The 16,361-nt window shown below is 64.7% G+C and carries 16 protein-coding genes; 11 read left to right on the top strand and 5 right to left on the bottom strand.

The window, feature by feature from the left end:
- Positions 1-455: 455 nt before the first annotated feature.
- Complete coding sequence (locus XBLMG947_RS01080; RefSeq protein ID WP_065466002.1) at positions 456-1,025, top strand: type 1 glutamine amidotransferase family protein; 570 nt, start codon at positions 456-458, stop codon at positions 1,023-1,025.
- A 420-nt stretch (positions 1,026-1,445) separates the two neighbouring features.
- Here the strand turns inward: XBLMG947_RS01080 and msrA are convergent, their stop codons facing one another.
- Both msrA and XBLMG947_RS01070 read right to left on the bottom strand, forming a co-directional pair.
- The gene (gene msrA / locus XBLMG947_RS01075; RefSeq protein ID WP_065466001.1) at positions 1,446-2,096 is read right to left on the bottom strand and encodes a peptide-methionine (S)-S-oxide reductase MsrA; all 651 of its coding nucleotides are present in this window, start codon (positions 2,094-2,096) and stop codon (positions 1,446-1,448) included.
- A 95-nt stretch (positions 2,097-2,191) separates the two neighbouring features.
- Positions 2,192-2,707 carry an SgcJ/EcaC family oxidoreductase gene (locus tag XBLMG947_RS01070; RefSeq protein ID WP_065466000.1) on the bottom strand — a complete coding sequence of 172 codons (516 nt, stop codon included), beginning with the start codon at positions 2,705-2,707 and terminating at the stop codon, positions 2,192-2,194.
- Positions 2,708-2,830: 123 nt separating this feature from the next.
- Here XBLMG947_RS01070 and XBLMG947_RS01065 point away from each other — a divergent pair, with 123 nt between their 5' ends.
- From XBLMG947_RS01065 to XBLMG947_RS01055, 3 genes are read left to right on the top strand one after another with little or no spacing between them, the layout of a single operon-like run.
- Entirely contained in the window at positions 2,831-3,538 is a 708-nt protein-coding gene (locus XBLMG947_RS01065; RefSeq protein ID WP_065465999.1) for a helix-turn-helix transcriptional regulator, read from the top strand.
- Positions 3,535-5,445, top strand: a complete 1,911-nt coding sequence (locus tag XBLMG947_RS01060) for an ATP-binding protein (RefSeq protein WP_065465998.1) — start codon at positions 3,535-3,537, stop codon at positions 5,443-5,445. Before XBLMG947_RS01065 ends, XBLMG947_RS01060 begins: the two co-directional genes overlap by 4 nt.
- Positions 5,442-5,906 (top strand): response regulator, encoded by a 465-nt coding sequence (locus tag XBLMG947_RS01055; protein WP_017157282.1) that lies wholly within the window; start codon positions 5,442-5,444, stop codon positions 5,904-5,906. The genes XBLMG947_RS01060 and XBLMG947_RS01055 overlap by 4 nt, the downstream gene beginning before the upstream one ends.
- Before the next feature lie 439 nt (positions 5,907-6,345).
- Here the strand turns inward: XBLMG947_RS01055 and XBLMG947_RS01050 are convergent, their stop codons facing one another.
- Positions 6,346-6,576, bottom strand: coding sequence for a putative signal transducing protein (locus XBLMG947_RS01050; protein WP_065465997.1), 231 nt, complete (start codon positions 6,574-6,576; stop codon positions 6,346-6,348).
- Position 6,577: 1 nt separating this feature from the next.
- Entirely contained in the window at positions 6,578-7,219 is a 642-nt protein-coding gene (locus XBLMG947_RS01045; protein WP_065466054.1) for a glutathione S-transferase family protein, read from the bottom strand.
- 419 nt (positions 7,220-7,638) lie between these two features.
- Here XBLMG947_RS01045 and XBLMG947_RS01040 point away from each other — a divergent pair, with 419 nt between their 5' ends.
- From XBLMG947_RS01040 to rlmM, 5 genes are all read left to right on the top strand, one after another.
- Positions 7,639-9,378, top strand: coding sequence for a glutamine--tRNA ligase/YqeY domain fusion protein (locus XBLMG947_RS01040; protein ID WP_065465996.1), 1,740 nt, complete (start codon positions 7,639-7,641; stop codon positions 9,376-9,378).
- 328 nt (positions 9,379-9,706) lie between these two features.
- Positions 9,707-10,648: a DMT family transporter gene (locus tag XBLMG947_RS01035; RefSeq protein ID WP_065466053.1), complete on the top strand. Its 942-nt coding sequence runs from the start codon at positions 9,707-9,709 to the stop codon at positions 10,646-10,648.
- A 298-nt stretch (positions 10,649-10,946) separates the two neighbouring features.
- Positions 10,947-11,351, top strand: coding sequence for a hypothetical protein (locus XBLMG947_RS01030; RefSeq protein ID WP_065465995.1), 405 nt, complete (start codon positions 10,947-10,949; stop codon positions 11,349-11,351).
- The gene (locus XBLMG947_RS01025; protein WP_065465994.1) at positions 11,351-11,911 is read left to right on the top strand and encodes a nucleoside deaminase; all 561 of its coding nucleotides are present in this window, start codon (positions 11,351-11,353) and stop codon (positions 11,909-11,911) included. Before XBLMG947_RS01030 ends, XBLMG947_RS01025 begins: the two co-directional genes overlap by 1 nt.
- 36 nt (positions 11,912-11,947) lie before the next feature.
- Positions 11,948-12,991, top strand: a complete 1,044-nt coding sequence (rlmM, locus tag XBLMG947_RS01020) for a 23S rRNA (cytidine(2498)-2'-O)-methyltransferase RlmM (RefSeq protein ID WP_065466052.1) — start codon at positions 11,948-11,950, stop codon at positions 12,989-12,991.
- Between the two features lie 317 nt (positions 12,992-13,308).
- Here the strand turns inward: rlmM and XBLMG947_RS01015 are convergent, their stop codons facing one another.
- Entirely contained in the window at positions 13,309-14,418 is a 1,110-nt protein-coding gene (locus XBLMG947_RS01015; RefSeq protein ID WP_065465993.1) for a Gfo/Idh/MocA family protein, read from the bottom strand.
- Between the two features lie 124 nt (positions 14,419-14,542).
- Here XBLMG947_RS01015 and XBLMG947_RS01010 point away from each other — a divergent pair, with 124 nt between their 5' ends.
- A complete protein-coding gene (locus XBLMG947_RS01010) occupies positions 14,543-15,448 on the top strand; it encodes an SMP-30/gluconolactonase/LRE family protein (protein ID WP_065465992.1) in 906 nt (301 codons plus the stop codon).
- Positions 15,449-15,529: 81 nt separating this feature from the next.
- Positions 15,530-16,252, top strand: coding sequence for a hypothetical protein (locus XBLMG947_RS01005; protein WP_065465991.1), 723 nt, complete (start codon positions 15,530-15,532; stop codon positions 16,250-16,252).
- Positions 16,253-16,361 lie beyond the last annotated feature (109 nt).

Genomic DNA, 16,361 nt, shown 5'->3' with positions numbered 1-16,361 from the left:
TTGTTTCGGGTCTGCTTCGTTAGGGATGACCAGCCAACGCCATGGATGTGCGGCATCCCTGCACCGATACCTGACGCTTGCTCACTGCGCGAGCTGTCGCGTCCAGATTCTGGCCTTGGTGCGATTTAGAGCAGAGCCACGTGGTGCAGAGACGCGGCAAGGTCCACGACGGCGACGGCGCGCGATCTCTGTGGCAGCCTCATGGAGGCTGACCGACCCGGACACCCACAGGCAACGATACAAGCAGCTGCTCCTGTATGTGTACCGCCACCGGCAATCATCGCTTCATCCGCGCCTGCGCCGCACAGACAGACGACCGCGCAGCACAGTACAGACGTGCGTGTACCGAAGCCCACCTAGGATCGATGCTGCAGCGCCCCGCTCTCCACATATCGCTTACACCCGATTCGTACGCACTGCCTAGCATCCGGATACCTCAACTGGCGTAACGGACAATGGCAAACATTGCAGTGGTGATGGTCGATGGCGTGGCCGACTGGGAAATCGGTGTGGTGCTGCCGGCGGCACGCGAATGGTTCGGCGACCAGGTGGCCGTCGCCAGCATCGATGGGCAGCCGGTGCAGTCCATCGGCGGTCTGCGCATCACGCCGGAATTCGCACTCTCGGATCTGGCGCCGCTCGAGGCTGACCTGTGGATTCTGCCCGGCAGCGAACGCTGGCAAGCCGGCGAGATTCCTGGCCTGAGCGGGCTGCTGGTGGCGCGCGTGCAGCAGCAGCGCCCGGTCGCGGCGATCTGCGGTGCCACCCTCGCCTTCGCCTATGCCGGCCTGCTCGATGAGCGTGCACATACCAGCAACGCGCTGGCGTTTCTGCAGGAACACGTGGTGCCCTATGCAGGCGCCGCGCACTACCGCCATGAAAAGGTCGTCAGCGCCGATGGCGTCATCACCGCACCTGGCACCAGCCCGGTGGGGTTCGCTCTGGCGTGCATGCGACAGCTGCATCCGGAGCGCACTGACACGCTTGCCCAGTTGCGCGGCATGTTCGCCGGCGAATTCGTGTAGTCCAACGGATTCAGCCGGTTCAGCTGCTGCGCTGCACCGGCCCGTGGTGCTGATTCGCCGAGTCGGTGCTTGCCTATCCATGCGATAACGACTCACGCGTGATGACGTCGCACCGCGCAGCCACAGCGATGTACTGAACCAATTTTCTGCATCGTTTGCCGTGGCCACTCGCTAACGCTGATCGCTACGCAACGTCACCGAACCGATTCGCCTCCTAGACACACCACGCCATCGTCAGCATGCGTGGCGAACGTCGCCCAAAAAAAGATGGCCACGTCGTCTCCGACGTAGCCATTCAAGTTGCCTGGCATGCACTCCCATGCACTGCCTGATCGTGGTAACGCTGCCGGTCACTGTTGGCCATCGGCACGCTGCCACGCATATGTGGACGACAGCGCTTCAATCCGGCCCGCCTTTCCGTCAGGCATCCAGCCCGATCGGGCAGCTCACTCCCGTGCCGCCAAGCCCGCAATAGCCATTGGGGTGCTTGGCGAGATACTGCTGGTGATCGTCTTCGGCGTAGTAGAACGTGGGCGCCGGGAAACGGATCTCCGTGGTGATTGCGCCATACCCTGATGCGCTCAGCTGTTGCTGATACGCATCGCGACTGGCAAGCGCGGCGTCGTACTGCGCCTGCGCGGTGCAGTAAATCGCCGAGCGGTATTGCGTCCCGACATCGTTACCCTGCTGCATGCCCTGGGTCGGGTCGTGACTTTCCCAGAAGGTGCGCAGCAATTGTTCGAACGACACCGCATGTTCGTCGAACACCACCAGCACCGCTTCGGTGTGGCCGGTCTGCCCGGAACACACTTCCGAGTAGGTCGCGTTCGGCGTCTGCCCGCCGGCATAACCCACTGCCGTGGTGTACACCCCTGGCACGTTCCAGAACTTGCGCTCTGCGCCCCAGAAGCAGCCAAGCCCGAATTGCACCTGGGCCAGGCCGGTGAACTCACCGCGCAACGGATGGCCGTTGATCAGGTGCGTGTTGTGCAGCGGCAGCGCTTGCTCGCGCCCGGGTAATGCCTCGCCCGGACGTGGCATGCGTTGTTTGAAGGCGCCGATTCCCAGCATGGTGCAACTCCGCAATCGTGAGGGTTGCCTGAGGGATGGCGCCGGCCGGAGTCGCTTTCAAGCCTACCTGGCCAGCGCATGTCGCCTGCGCCGCATTACTTGGTCTTGGCGACTGCCGCGCGCGTCTCCACTTCCGGCATCGCCGAGCTGTGGTGGTTGATGATCAGCCACTTGCCGTCGCGCTTTTCGTACACGAAGGTGTAGCGGGCCTGCACATTGCTCTTCTTGCCTTCCTTGTCGGTCAGCGTGAAGGTGTACACGCCGGCATCCACTGCACTGTCCTCATCGAGCACGCGCACGGTGCGGTAATTGACGACGCCTTGCGGCTTCTTGGTCAGGAACATTTCGAAGTAATTTTCGATCTGCTCGCGCGAGGCACGTACTTCGTTGGAAACGGTCGGCAGCAACACGCCGTCCGGGGCGTACAGATCGGCCACCTTGTGCGGGTTGCCGGTGGCCAGCGCCGCGTTCCAGGTATCGAACAGCGCGGCAACCTCGCGCTCCTCGCCGCCAGCCGGCAGCTTGGCCTTGTCGGTGTAATGCATCACGCCGCCAGCCAGCGCCGGGGTGGCAGCCAGAGCCAGGACCAGAGAGAAGAGAGTGCGACGCATGGGGTGTCTCCGTGTGATTGATGTGGTGCCTCATCGGGCAGGCTCAGTATCGAAATCAAGCAGCCCCAACAATTCTGCCGAGTGGCATATACTCAAATATGCTGATCGGCCTAGAGCAATTTCATGGAAACCCCCACCAATGCTGGCGATTGGCGCCTGACATTACGCCGCGAAGCCTCCGACAGCGCACGTTGGCAGGCGCTTTGGGAAGCCGCCGTGGCACTGCGTCAGGCGCAAACCCCCGAGCAGGCCTGCGATGCGGTCATTGGGCGGGTGCTGCTGTTGCTGGGCCTGGAACACGGCGCGGTGCTGGGACAGCGCGGCCCCCGCGCGCACGTGCTGGCCAGCCGCGGCCGTGCCTTACCGCCAGGGGCCAGCGCCGCTGGCGACGGCCATGAAGCGGCATGGTTGATGCCGCCACGCTCTTCGGACATCCGCGAAGCCAGGGTGCCGATCCATGCGCTGGGCACCACCCACGGCATGCTCTGCATTGCATGGAACGAGAACCGCCCGGCACCCGGCAACGATGATGTGCAGGCGCTGCAGGCGTTCGCGCTGCTGCTGCCGGCGATGGTGGCCGAACCGGCCAAACCGATTGCCACGCGGCGGCGCAAATCCGTGCACGACGATCGGCTGGGGGCACTGAGCAAGCGCGAAAAACAGGTATTGTCGCTGCTCCCGCGCGGACTCACGAATGCCAGCCTCGCAGCTGAACTGGGGATTTCTCCCGGCACAGTGAAAGTGCACGTGGAGCGAATCCTGCAGAAACTTGAGGTAAAAGATCGCACCCAGGCCGCGGTCTACGCGGTCCAATCCGGACTTGCGCTATGAATGCATTGGCGGTGCGTTGGAACGATTGGCCGATCACCCGCAAGAGCTTGGCGGTGGTCACCCTGCCATTACTGTTGCTGGCCGTCGCATTGATGGCGATCTACAGCGTGGAGCGGCAGAGCATCGCTGCCGAAAACGACGTGCGCCAGACGCTGGAAGTGCTGAGCGATCTGTACGAAGCACACGCACTGTTGGCCGAAACCGCGGCCGGCGTGCGCGGTTACCGCCTGGTGCGCCGCGATGAATTCCTCACCCCGTATCGCGATGCCGAGCCACGCCTGCAAGGCGTCGTCGATCGTCTGTCGCAACGCATCACCGACCCCAGCCAAGCGCAGCGCTTTGCGCGCATCAAGCCACTGTTTGCGGAAAAAATGCAGGGGTGGCGCCGTTTGCTGGCACCGGATCTGAGCCGCGAAGAAGAGATCCGGCAGCTCTGGGATGGCAAGTACAAGCTCGACATCCTGCGTGCGGAACTGCGCGAGCTGCGCAATTACGAAACCGCGCAATTGCAGGTCCGCACCGCCAAGGCGCAAGGACTGCGTCAGCGCAACCTCATCATCACCTTGAGCGCGGCGATGTTGGGCGGTCTGGGCGCGGTGTTTGCGGTGGCCTGGTTCGCCTCGGCATTGTCCGGGCGCCTGCGCACCCTGGCCGCCAACGCCGACCGCCTCGGCGAAGGTCTCCCGCTGGCACCGCAACCGCGTGCCGGCGATGAGCTCGGCCAGGTCGGTCAACGTCTGGCGCAGGCCAGCGAACTGCTGGCTGCACGCGCAGCCGAAGCGCAACTGGCACGACGCGAGGCGGAAACCGCCAACCGCGCAAAAACCGAATTCCTCTCGCGCAGCAGCCATGAATTGCGGACCCCGCTGAATGCGATCCTGGGCTATGCGCAAGTGCTGGAAATGGATCTGCCCGCGCCGGGTCATCGCCGGCATCTGCAGCACATTCTCGGTGCCGGCAGGCACTTGCTCGGGTTGATCACCGAACTGCTGGACATCGCACGTATCGAAGCCGATCAACTTGATCTGAGCCCGGAACCGATCTCGGTCCGCGCCGCTGTGCACGAAGCCTTGGGACTGATCGCACCGGACGCAGACAAGCATGGCATCGCGTTGCAACCGGCATCGATCGACGGGCCGTGGACGGTGCGCGCCGATGCGCAGCGGCTGCGTCAGGTGCTGCTCAATCTGTTGTCGAACGCGGTCAAGTTCAATCGGATCGGTGGGCAGGTGCAGGTGAGTGCGCACACCGAGGGCGAGCACGTGCGCATCACGGTGACCGACCAGGGCGCAGGGCTGACGCCGGCGCAGATCGAACGCCTGTTTACACCGTTCGAACGGCTAGGTGCCGAGCGCTCTGCAGTGGAAGGCACCGGCCTGGGGTTGGCACTGAGCAAGCGTTTGATCGAAGCCATGGGGGGGCAGATCGGAGTGGACAGCAGCCGCGAGGGTGCGCGCTTCTGGATCTCGCTACCGCAAGGCGAACCGCAGCTGAGTGAACCGGCGCGCACCCTGCTCCCGCCCAGCATCAGTGGCAGCGGCATCTGCCGTGTATTGAGCATCGAAGACAATCCCTCCAACCAGGCCCTGATCCGCACGCTCACCGAGCGCCGCCCGCAGTGGCAACTGCTCGAAGCGGCAAGCCTGGCGCAGGCGCGTGAGCTGCTGCAACACGGCGCGCCGGATCTGATCTTGCTGGATCTGCACCTGAGCGATGGCAACGGCGAAGAGCTGTTGCGCGAATTGCAGGCACAGCCGGCGATGGCGGCCATTCCGGTGGTGGTGATCAGTGCCGATGCCACGACTGCCACGCTGGCGCGTGTGGGCGACCAGGGCGTGCGCGCCTACCTGACCAAGCCGCTCGATGTGGCGGAATTCTTCACCGTGATCGACAGGTTGCTGGCATGACGCGCGACGAAATCCTCGGTTCCCGCATCCTCATCGTCGACGACGAGCCGGCCAACGTGCGGCTGCTCGAAGACTTGCTGCAACGCGAAGGCTTCCAGCAAGTGATCGCCACCACCGATCCGCTGCGTGTGATGGGGCTGGTGTCGGCGTTCGCGCCGGACCTGATCCTGCTGGATCTGAAAATGCCCGAGCTGGACGGCTACGCATTGCTGGAGCAGCTGGCGCGGCTGTCCGACCCTGGCCAGTTCCTGCCCGTGATCGTGCTCACCGCCGACCCCAGCCGCAGCGCGCGCCATCGCGCCCTGGGCCTGGGCGCCAAGGACTTCTTGACCAAGCCGTTGGACACCTTCGAGGTCGCCTTGCGGGTCTGGAACGTGGCCGAAACGACCGTGCTGTTCAAGCGCCTGCGCGCATTGGCGGCGCCGGATGCAGCGCCGCCTGGGTGGCGTCAGCAGAGCTGAGGCGGCTGCAACTCGAAACGTCTGGTGGTTTTGAACTGGTTCGGCAGGTCGCTGAGGTCAGTGGTCGAGCGGATGCTCTGTTGCGTCGCTCTAGGGCACTTGCCCCCCGCCATCGCGGAACACGCTGCACTTGTGTCCCTGTGAGCTTACGCGACGGTGAGCGAGCAAGGACCAGTTGAGATGGTCGTTGCGCAGGGTTCCAAGGAGCAACCAACATGCAGGCGACGCGGTGCTGTGCTCTTCACCAAACCACCAGCACGCCCTCTGGCGCGGTGTCCGCACCGCTTGCGGGACCGTTGGCGGCAGGGACGCGGCCATCGCGCATCCATGGACGGATTCAAAGCGTGTCCTGCGCGCGGTGCGGGCAGCGCACATTCGGTCAACTGGGCTTTCGATCTTTTAGAGCGGCTCGCAAATGACGGCGCAGCAACGCAACATCTCACACCACCCGCGTCACCTGCCCGCACAGGCCGATCTCCGCCAGCACCGCCTGTGCCTGGCTCAAATGCATGTCGGCCACGCAGACCTGCAACACGCCGAAGGCAGGTAGCTCGCCGGCGCCGCCCAGTAGCGATTCGCCGAACACGAAGGCGGTGATGCCGGCATCTTCCAGCGCGTGCTTGGCCAGATGCGCATCGATGACGTGACTGGCGCGGTAGGCAATCTGCATCTCAGCCACGCTCCGCACGTTCGCGCTCTGCGCCGTTGCGCCAGTCGCGTAGCGCCGGCAACGCATCCAGCGCGGCCAGATAATCGCCGGCGGCTTCGAACAGCGGTACGCCGTAGCTGGAAAAGCGCAGCGCCACCGGTGCAAACATCGCATCGACAATGCCGAACCCGCCACACAGGAACTGCCCGGCATGGCCGTGTTCTGCACGCAGGCTGGCCCACAGCGCCTGGATGCGCGTGATGTCGCGATCAGCGGCCGCATCCCACTGTGCCGGGCCGGGCGGGCGAGCCAGATTCATCGGCAGCTGGCTGCGCAAGGCCGCAAAGCCGGAGTGCATTTCCGCCGCGGCAGCGCGCGCCTGCGCGCGTACGGCCACGTCGGCTGGCCAGCCGCGGCCGTCCAGCCAGCGCTCGTTGATGTATTCGCAGATCGCCAACGAATCCCATACGTGCAGGGTGTCGTCCCACAGCACCGGCACCTGACGGGTCGGCGAATACCCGGCGATGCGCGCCCGGAATTCGGGCGTAGCGAGCGGCAGCGCGACTTCCTCGAACGGCACCTGGAAGTGCCGCAACAACAGCCATGGCCGCAACGACCAGGAGGACAGGGTCTTGTCGCCGATCACCAGGCGGGGCAGTGGCATGGACGGGGCGCTCCAACGGGTCGGCGCAGCGTACGCGGCGCGGCCGATGGCCGCCAGCCATGTCCGGCCGCACGGCGTGCCTTGCCCTGCAGCGCACATCGCAAGGCAGCGCTTGCAAGCCAGCCGGCGCGGACGACGCCGGACGTGACGTGAGAGAGGCCACGCACCGCTTGCCGCGGAGTGGTCGCGGCCACCGCACCCGATCGCCAGCTCCGTCGGCTGCGTTGGGTGGCGGTTGGCTGCATCGTGCCAAGGCCGGCCGTAACAGCGCCGACCATGGCCAGCCTGAGCTGCAGGCGGCTATCCGGCACGGCGGCCACACCAAAACCACCGGCCAAACGCCGCCACGCAGCGCCGCCGCCTACCCCTAACCGGTGCCACCGCCTAAACTTGCGGTTTACCTATTGCCGATGCCCCGCATGTCCGAGATTCCAGCCACCGACGCCACCGCCCCGGCGGAGAGGAAAGACTTCATCCGCCAGATCGTTCGCGAGGACCTGGCCAGCGGCAAGCACACGGTCATCCGCACCCGCTTCCCGCCCGAGCCCAACGGCTACCTGCACATCGGCCATGCCAAGGCGATCTGCCTGGACTTCGGCCTGGCCGCCGAATTCGGCGGGCTGTGCAACCTGCGCCTGGACGACACCAACCCGGCCAAGGAAGACCCCGAGTTTGCGGCCGCCATCCAGGACGACGTGCGCTGGCTGGGCTACGACTGGGCGCAGTTGCGCCACGCCTCGGACTACTTCGAGGTGTATTACCTGGCCGCGCAGAAGCTGATCCGCGATGGCCACGCCTTCGTCTGCGACCTCTCCGCAGAACAGGTCCGCGAATACCGCGGCACGCTGACCGAGCCCGGCCGCAATTCGCCGTTCCGCGAGCGCAGCGTCGAGGAAAACCTGGACCTGTTCGGCCGCATGCGCGCGGGCGAATTCCCCGATGGCGCACGCACCCTGCGCGCGAAGATCGACATGGCCAACGGCAACATCAACCTGCGCGACCCGGCGCTGTACCGCATCAAGCATGTGGAGCACCAGAACACCGGCAACACCTGGCCGATCTACCCGATGTACGACTTTGCGCATTCGCTGGGCGATGCGGTGGAAGGCATCACCCACTCGCTGTGCACGCTGGAATTCGAAGACCATCGCCCGCTGTACGACTGGTGCGTGGACAAGGTGGACCTGGCCGGCCACCCGGACTTGCTGCAGCCGCTGCTGGACAAGGGCCTGCCGCGCGAAGCGGCCAAACCGCGTCAGATCGAGTTTTCGCGCCTCAACATCAACTACACCGTGATGAGCAAGCGCAAGCTCACCGCGCTGGTGGAAGAACAGCTGGTGGATGGCTGGGACGACCCGCGCATGTACACGCTGCAGGGCCTGCGTCGTCGCGGCTATACGCCGGCGGCGATGCGCCTGTTCGTGGACCGCGTGGGCATCAGCAAGCAGAACTCGCTGATCGATTTCTCGGTACTGGAAGGCTGCCTGCGCGAAGATCTGGATGCCGCCGCAGCACGCCGCATGGCGGTGATCGACCCGCTCAAGCTGGTGTTGACCAACCTGCCCGAGGGCCACACCGAGACGCTGCAGTTTTCCAATCATCCCAAGGACGAGAGCTTCGGCACGCGCGAGGTGCCGTTTGCGCGCGAACTGTGGATCGAACGCGAGGATTTCGCTGAAGTTCCGCCCAAGGGCTGGAAGCGTCTGGTGCCGGGCGGCGAAATCCGTCTGCGCGGCGCAGGCATTGCACGCGTGGATGAGGTGATCAAGAACGAAGCGGGCGAGATCGTCGAACTGCGCGGCTGGCTGGATCCGGAATCGCGCCCAGGCATGGAGGGCGCCAACCGCAAGGTCAAGGGCACCATCCATTGGGTCAGCGCCGCGCATGCGGTGGAAGCGGAAATCCGCCTTTACGACCGTCTGTTCTCGGTGGAAAAGCCCGACGACGAATCCGAAGGCAAGACCTACCGCGACTATCTCAACCCCGAGTCCAAGCGCAACGTGCGCGGCTACGTGGAGCCGAGCGCAGCGCTGGCAGCGCCGGAGCAGGCGTTCCAGTTCGAGCGCACCGGCTACTTCGTCGCCGACCGCCGCGACCACAGCGCAGCCACGCCGGTGTTCAACCGTAGCGTGACCTTGCGCGATACCTGGGCCAAGTAACAACAAAGAAAGACAGCGGCGCCCTTGCAAGGAGGGCGTCGCGGCTACCGCGACCGGGCGGCACGGCTGCGGACGCAGCATCTTCGTCTTATCACACGCTCTTCCCGGCCTCAGCGCCGACGCTGGACAACGATTCGCCACGCATTGGATCTCTCCAGGCCATCTGGCATCGCTCGATCGATCGACGCAATCGCACCTGTAGCGCTCGGCCCGCGGCGCACGGCAGCACATCGATACGACTTGGCGACGTTCAACGTTCTGCAGCGCTCGCCTTGATCAACCACCTGCCGCACGGCACGCTGCGATGCATGCTCAGAGGAACAGCATGATGCGTGATCGCTGGATGGTGGGTGTTGCCTGTGGAATCGGTGCGGGCGCGCTATGGGGACTGGTGTTTCTGGCACCGCAGTTGCTGGCCGCATTTACGCCGCTGCAATTGACGGTGGCGCGCTATCTGGCGTATGGCGCGGTGGCGGCAGTGGTGCTGGCGCCACGCGCGCGGCAGACCGCTGCGCGGCTGGGTCGCGCTGAATGGTGGGCGCTGGTGCGCCTGAGCCTGATGGGCAATCTGATGTATTACGTGCTGCTCGGCAGCGCCGTGCAGTGGGCGGGCAGCGCGGCAACTGCGCTGATCATCGGGCTATTGCCGGTGGTGATCACGGTGATCGGTACGCGTGCCGCGGGTGCGTTGCAATTGCGACATCTGGCTGCTCCTTGCGTGCTGTGCGTGATCGGCGTGGCATTGGTGGCGCTGGACACCGTGCAGGACGGCCCCGGCCAGCAGGCGAACGACCGCCTCACCCGCATCGCCGGCTTGCTGTGCGCGTTTGGTGCGCTGATGTCGTGGTCGGCGTATTCGATCGCCAATGCGCGCTGGTTGCGGCGGCGCCCGGATCTGTCCGGCGACGACTGGTCGCTGCTCACCGGCCTGGTCACCGGCGCATTGGCGTTGTTGCTGGCGCCCGCGGCCCTGATCGGCAGCGCAGCGCATGCGCCGCTCGAATGGGCCAGTTTCTGGGGGGTGTCGCTGTTGCTGGGCATCCTGGCCTCGGTGATTGGCAACGCGCTGTGGAATCGCGCCAGCCGCGTGCTGCCGCTGACCCTGGTCGGGCAGATGATCGTATTCGAGACGGTGTTTGCGTTGCTGTACGGCTTTGTCTGGGAGATGCGCCTGCCCACGCCGTTGGAGCTGGCGGCGATCACCTGCTTGCTGGTCGGCGTGTTGTGGTGCGCGGCATTGCATGCGCCAGCGCGTGATGCCGGCCACTGACGCGCATGCGCGACCACGCTGCAAGACTGCGTCCCGCAGGACACGGCCACACCCCTTCCCGCTGCCATTCGTCACCTGCACCGAGCAGGCAGGTCTAGGATTCCGGCAGCCTTGATCGCTGATGGCCAGGCGCTGCGTGCTGATCAGGCGCCACGCGAGCACTGCGCCGTCGCCCGCATACGAGAGCGTATCTGTAAGCCGCCTGCGGCTTGTCGGCACAGAGCCTGCCTGCCGTTCCCACCCTGCACGCGGCGTGGGCTTACCATGGCCTCTCATATGGCCTGATCGGAGCAGCCGCATGTCCCGCCTTCTGTCCTGGTGTCTAAGCAGCCTGTTATTGCTGTCCTGTCTTGCCGCGATTGGATGTGTGGCAACGCCGCCGACCGATGCGGCCACGCCGCCAGCGGCCAGCATCCCGGCGCCAGCCAAACCGGTCACGGTCACCACCACCTGCCGCACCGATGCCGATTGCACGGTGAAGAACGTCGGCAACTGTTGCGGTGCGTTTCCGGCCTGCGTCAACGTCAACAGCGCCACCGACCCCAACGGCGTGCTGGCGCAGTGCCAGGCCAGCGGCATGATGAGCGTGTGCGGCTTCCGCGAGATCAGTGCCTGCCAATGCGTGGCCGGGCAATGCGCCGCAAAGGACGCGCAGGCCGATACACTGCGCCCCGCCACTCCCCCAACAGAAACGGTCCACTGATGCTTTACACGCAAGTCCATCTCACGCTGCCCGACTGGATCCACGCGCATGTCGACGACAGCCGCGCCTATCCCAGCGATGACGACAAGGTGGCGCTGGCGATCGAGCTGTCGCGGATGAATGTGCGCGAACGCAGCGGCGGCCCCTTCGGTGCGGTCGTGTTCGGCCCGGACCACCGCATCATCGCCGCTGCAGTGAACCGCGTTGTGCCGCAAACCACCTCGCTGGCGCATGCTGAAAACATGGCCTACATGCTCGCGCAGCAACGGCTGCAGACACCACGCCTGAACGATGTGCTGTCGCCGGTGACGCTGGCCGCCTCCGCGCAGCCGTGCTGCCAGTGCTATGGCGCCACTGTATGGGCCGGCATCGACCGTCTGCTGATCGGCGCGCGCGCCGAGGACGTGATGGCGCTGACGCAATTCGACGAAGGCCCGTTGCCGGCTGACTGGGTGGGCGAATTGAGCCGCCGCGGCATCGAGGTGGTGCGCGACGTGCTGCGCGACCAGGCCTGCGCGGTGCTGCGCAACTACGGCGAGGGCGGCGGTGATCACTATTGATTGCAGGTGCGCTGCTGGCACATTGCGGGCACAGCGATGAGCGGCCTGCTGTGTTACTGCCGCCAGGGCTTCGAACCTGAGCTTGCCGCAGAACTGAGTGCGCGCGCTGCATTCGTCGGGATTGCCGGTTATGCGCGCACCCAGCGCAACGACGGCTATGTGCTGTTCGTCTGCGACGAAGCCGCACAACTTGCTGTAAGGCTGCAATGGCGCGAGTTGATCTTCGCGCGGCAGAAGCTGGTCGTGATTGCCGAGTTGAAAGGCATCGACCCCAAGGACCGCATCACCCCCATCCTGGCCGCGCTGGACGGACAGCCACGCTTCGGCGATCTGTGGGTAGAACATCCGGATTCGGACGCGGGCAAGCCGTTGGCTGGACTGGCGCGCAGCTTCGGCAATGCGCTGCGCCCGGCCCTGCGCAAGGCCGGCCTGCTCAGCGACAAGCCGCAGGCACGCCAACCGCGCCTGCACATCTGTTTTCTCGATGGCGACCACGCCTTGCTGGCCATTGCCGACAGCGCCGACAGCGCACCGTGGCCATTGGGCATTCCACGCCTGAAGCTGCTACCGGAAGCGCCGTCGCGCTCTGCTCTCAAGCTCGACGAAGCCTTGCTGACGCTGCTCACGCCCGAAGAACGCGACGCACTGGTCAAACCCGGCATGCGCGCGGCCGATCTGGGCGCTGCGCCCGGCGGCTGGACCTGGGTGCTGACGCGGCAACACCTGCACGTCACCAGCGTCGACAACGGCCCGCTGCGCGAGCATGTGCTGGAGACCGGGCTGGTGGAGCATCTGCGTGCCGACGGCTTCCACTGGAAGCCGGCGCAACCGCTGGACTGGATGGTCTGCGACATGGTCGAGCAACCGCGCCGCGTGGCCGAACGCATGGCCACCTGGGTGCGCGAAGGCTGGTGCCGCCACACCATCTTCAACCTCAAGCTGCCGATGAAAAAGCGCTGGGACGAGACCCGCCTGTGCCTGGATCTGTTCGAACAGCAGGCAGAGAAACCACTGATCGTGCGCGCCAAGCAGCTGTATCACGATCGCGAGGAGATCACGGTGCTGGCGATGCGGGAGTGAGTACTGGTATTCGGGAATCGGGATTGGGCATTCGTAAAAGCGCGTAGCTGGGCAGAGTTGCTGCGGGTGCTGATGGGATCAGGAGTGCTTCGATCGAAAGCCGCTGCAATCCGCCTTGCATTTTTCAGCTGCTTACGAATGCGCCTCACGATGGCATTCCATCCGCGCACTTGGCAGTCGTGGTGCAGCACAATCGCCTGGCAACGCTTGCCAAATGTCATACAGCGCGTCCGCACGACAGCTTTGCGGAAGCCGAGCAAGCCTGCTTGCTCAGCTCACTGAGTCCCCACCCCGCTAATCAACAGAGCGGGCCACCCTCACAGCACGATGCGCTTACTGCCCTCGCGCGCAGAGCGGTAGATCGCATCGACGATGCGGATGTCGCGCAGGCCTTCTTCGCCCGGCGCACGCAACGGTGTGCCATTCATGATCGCCAAGGCGTCTTCGTCCATCTGCAAGGCCTGCTGATGCGGCACCTTGGCGTCGAACACGCGCCCGTCGCTGGCCTTGCCGGTCACGCCTTGATAGCTCTGGAACGGCGACAGCTCGTACCAGCCGCGCTCGCATTCGGCACGCAGCACATTCATGTCGGCACCGAAGCTGGTCTTGCAGGCCGCACGCACGGAATTGGGAAATTCCAGCGTGAACTCCATATGTTCGTCGACTTCATCGAACAACTCGGGACGCTCGGTCCAGCGCTTGGCGGTGACTGCCAGCGGCTCGGCCCCCGTGGTGTAACGCGCGGCATTGAGCGGGTACACGCCCATGTCGTACATCGCGCCACCACCGAACTGGGAACGCAACCGCCACGGACGGTCCGCCTTGGTCGTATCGCGATAGCCGTTGTAACCGGCCTCGGCACGCACGCGTTGCATCGCACCGAACGGTTTCTCGCTGGCCATCGCAATCACGCGCCGCGTATTGGGCTCGTGCTGCATGCGGTAGCCAATGGTCAGCGCCACCTTGTTGCGCTTGCAGGCCGCAATCATCGCCTCGCATTCGCCGGCATGCATCGCCATCGGCTTTTCGCACCATACATGCTTGCCTGCAGCAGCGGCACGCAAGGTCAGCGGCGCATGCAGAGACGTGGGCGTGACGATATACACCACGTCGATCTCGTCGTTGTCGGCGATGCGATCGAAATTCTCGTAGTTATAGACATTACGGTCGGCGATGCCGTACTTGGCCTGCCACTGCGGAATCTTCGACGGCGTGCCGGTGACGATACCGGCCAGCTTGCAATGCTTGGTCAACGCCAGGCCCGGTGCGAGCTGCTCGCTGGCATAACTGCCCAGCCCGACCAACGCCACATTCAGCGGTTTTCCAGGCTTTTTCTTCGGCACTGCCCACGTCGGTGCAGCGAGCAGGAGACCTGCACCGCCGAAGGCGGCAAGCAAGCGGCGACGTGTGATCGATTCCACGGACATGCGAACCTCCTTCGCGAGTGGGGGGCGTACTGCTCGCGCACCTTACTTGATCGCCTGTGATCACCGCCACGGCCGCGCTGCAGGTTCTGGCACGCTGCTGGCGATCACATCCGGACCATCGTGCATGCCTGCTGTTATCCGACGTCGTTTTCTGCCGCTGGCGCTGCTGTTGTCCAGCTCGCTCGCCACCGCCGCCGGCAAACCCTTCGTTGCGCGCGATCTGATCGGCGATGGCGCATTCACCCACAATGCCGAAGGCCCGGCCGCCGGTCCGGATGGCGCGCTCTACGCAGTCAATCTGGGCAAGGACGGCACCATCGCACGCATTGCGCTGAACGCAGACGGCAGCGCAGATGCGGAGGTGTTCGTCACCTTGCCCAGCGGCAGTACCGGCAATGGCATCCGCTTTCGCGACGGCAGCATGTATGTCGCCGATTACACCGGCCACAAGATTCTGCAGCTGAACATGCAAACGCGCGCGGTGAGTACGTTCGCGGCGTTGCCCGATGCCGATGGCCCAAACGATCTGGCGCTGGCGCCCGATGGCAGCTTCTACGCCAGCGACCCGAATTGGAAGGACAACCGCGGGCGCTTGTGGCAGATCAGCCGCGACGGCGTGGTGCGATTGCTGGAAGCAGGCATGACCACACCGAATGGCCTGGATGTCAGCCCCGACGGCAAGCAGCTGTATGTCAACGAAAGCATGTCGCGCAAGGTGTGGGTCTACGACCGTACCGACGATGGCAACCTGCGCAACAAACGGCTGCTGATCCGCTTTCCCGACTTCGGCATGGACGGCATGCGCTGCGATGCCGACGGCAATCTATACATCGCCCGCTACGATGCCGGGCAGATTGCAGTGGTCTTGCCGCAGGGCAAACTGCTGCGCACGGTTGCGCTGAAAGGTCGCAAGGCCAGCAACGTGGCATTTGGCGGTGCCGATGGGCGACAGGTGTTTGTCACACTGCAGGACCGCGGCGCAGTTGAAACGTTCAGGCCCGATCGCCGCGGGCGCGAAACCGGTGACTGAAACTGGTGGATGCGTCGCATTGGTTCTCAGGCCGCGCAACAGCATCCTGGCATCCTGCAGATCACCTGTAGAGGACTCCCCATGCAACCGATCGAATTGAAAGACGCGGCCGCCTTTGGCAACGAATTTCTGCGGCTAACCCTGTTGCAGGGGTTTCAGTCGTTGACCAAGCGCGACCTGGAATTATTGATCTTCGTGCTGCTCGAACGCGACGGCGCCATCTCGCGCAACAGCTCCAATGCAGCGGTCGCATTGCAGTTGCGGGTGACCTCGGCCAAGGTCAAGGCACTGCGGCGCGATGGCTATGCGCGTTGGCGTGCGCTGGTGCCCGAAGAAGGCGACGCCGCGATGCAGCGCATCGTCGCCAACGTGCTCACCGAAGAAAATCTGCGCTCCGGCGCAAAGCACGTCAGCGAACGCAGCCGCAAGGAAGGATTCCTGGCGGTGCGAATCGAACATCCCGACGATGCCCAGCAGTTCGAACAAGCCATTCTCGATGTCGGTGCGCTGCCGGTATACGAACGCAACCGCGAAGTGGTCGCGGTGCGTTTCGACACGCTGCTGAAAATCGCCGAACGCTGGGGCTATCTGCAACCGGATCCGCAAGCCACCGTGCGCGAATTGCAAAAGCTCACGCCCACCGCAGAAGAGGTCTCGGATCTGCTTAAAAAAGACATTGCGCAGGTGCGCTGGGACGACGTACGCCGCGCGCTCAACAGCCTGGGTGCCAAGGCAGTGGCAAGCACTGCGGAGGGCGGCCTGAAGGGCCTGCTGAAGATCGTGTTTCCCTTCATCCCCGGCTGAGTCGCCTCCTACGGCGAGCACTGCGCGATGCGATTTGTAGTGCCCGCTTCACGGCAACGCCGCAGCGTCGAGACCACGCGTGTTTGCCCGAGAACCCGCTCGAACGACG

The organism is Xanthomonas bromi (assembly GCF_900092025.1).
GTDB lineage: Bacteria > Pseudomonadota > Gammaproteobacteria > Xanthomonadales > Xanthomonadaceae > Xanthomonas > Xanthomonas bromi.
The sequence above is the reverse complement of the archived record's forward strand: the minus strand, read 5'-3'. Positions and strand labels throughout refer to the sequence as shown.

Bases quoted from the DNA above. Each gene is read 5' to 3' on its own strand.
- XBLMG947_RS01030 (WP_065465995.1), top strand. From the start codon at position 10,947: ATGTCCCGCCTTCTGTCCTGGTGTCTAAGCAGCCTGTTATTGCTGTCC.
- XBLMG947_RS01045 (WP_065466054.1), bottom strand. From the start codon at position 7,219: ATGCCACTGCCCCGCCTGGTGATCGGCGACAAGACCCTGTCCTCCTGG.
- XBLMG947_RS01060 (WP_065465998.1), top strand. From the start codon at position 3,535: ATGAATGCATTGGCGGTGCGTTGGAACGATTGGCCGATCACCCGCAAG.
- XBLMG947_RS01015 (WP_065465993.1), bottom strand. From the start codon at position 14,418: ATGTCCGTGGAATCGATCACACGTCGCCGCTTGCTTGCCGCCTTCGGC.
- XBLMG947_RS01035 (WP_065466053.1), top strand. From the start codon at position 9,707: ATGCGTGATCGCTGGATGGTGGGTGTTGCCTGTGGAATCGGTGCGGGC.
- XBLMG947_RS01025 (WP_065465994.1), top strand. From the start codon at position 11,351: ATGCTTTACACGCAAGTCCATCTCACGCTGCCCGACTGGATCCACGCG.
- XBLMG947_RS01055 (WP_017157282.1), top strand. From the start codon at position 5,442: ATGACGCGCGACGAAATCCTCGGTTCCCGCATCCTCATCGTCGACGAC.
- XBLMG947_RS01070 (WP_065466000.1), bottom strand. From the start codon at position 2,707: ATGCGTCGCACTCTCTTCTCTCTGGTCCTGGCTCTGGCTGCCACCCCG.
- XBLMG947_RS01080 (WP_065466002.1), top strand. From the start codon at position 456: ATGGCAAACATTGCAGTGGTGATGGTCGATGGCGTGGCCGACTGGGAA.
- XBLMG947_RS01065 (WP_065465999.1), top strand. From the start codon at position 2,831: ATGGAAACCCCCACCAATGCTGGCGATTGGCGCCTGACATTACGCCGC.
- XBLMG947_RS01005 (WP_065465991.1), top strand. From the start codon at position 15,530: ATGCAACCGATCGAATTGAAAGACGCGGCCGCCTTTGGCAACGAATTT.
- XBLMG947_RS01050 (WP_065465997.1), bottom strand. From the start codon at position 6,576: ATGCAGATTGCCTACCGCGCCAGTCACGTCATCGATGCGCATCTGGCC.
- XBLMG947_RS01040 (WP_065465996.1), top strand. From the start codon at position 7,639: ATGTCCGAGATTCCAGCCACCGACGCCACCGCCCCGGCGGAGAGGAAA.
- msrA (WP_065466001.1), bottom strand. From the start codon at position 2,096: ATGCTGGGAATCGGCGCCTTCAAACAACGCATGCCACGTCCGGGCGAG.
- rlmM (WP_065466052.1), top strand. From the start codon at position 11,948: ATGAGCGGCCTGCTGTGTTACTGCCGCCAGGGCTTCGAACCTGAGCTT.
- XBLMG947_RS01010 (WP_065465992.1), top strand. From the start codon at position 14,543: ATGCCTGCTGTTATCCGACGTCGTTTTCTGCCGCTGGCGCTGCTGTTG.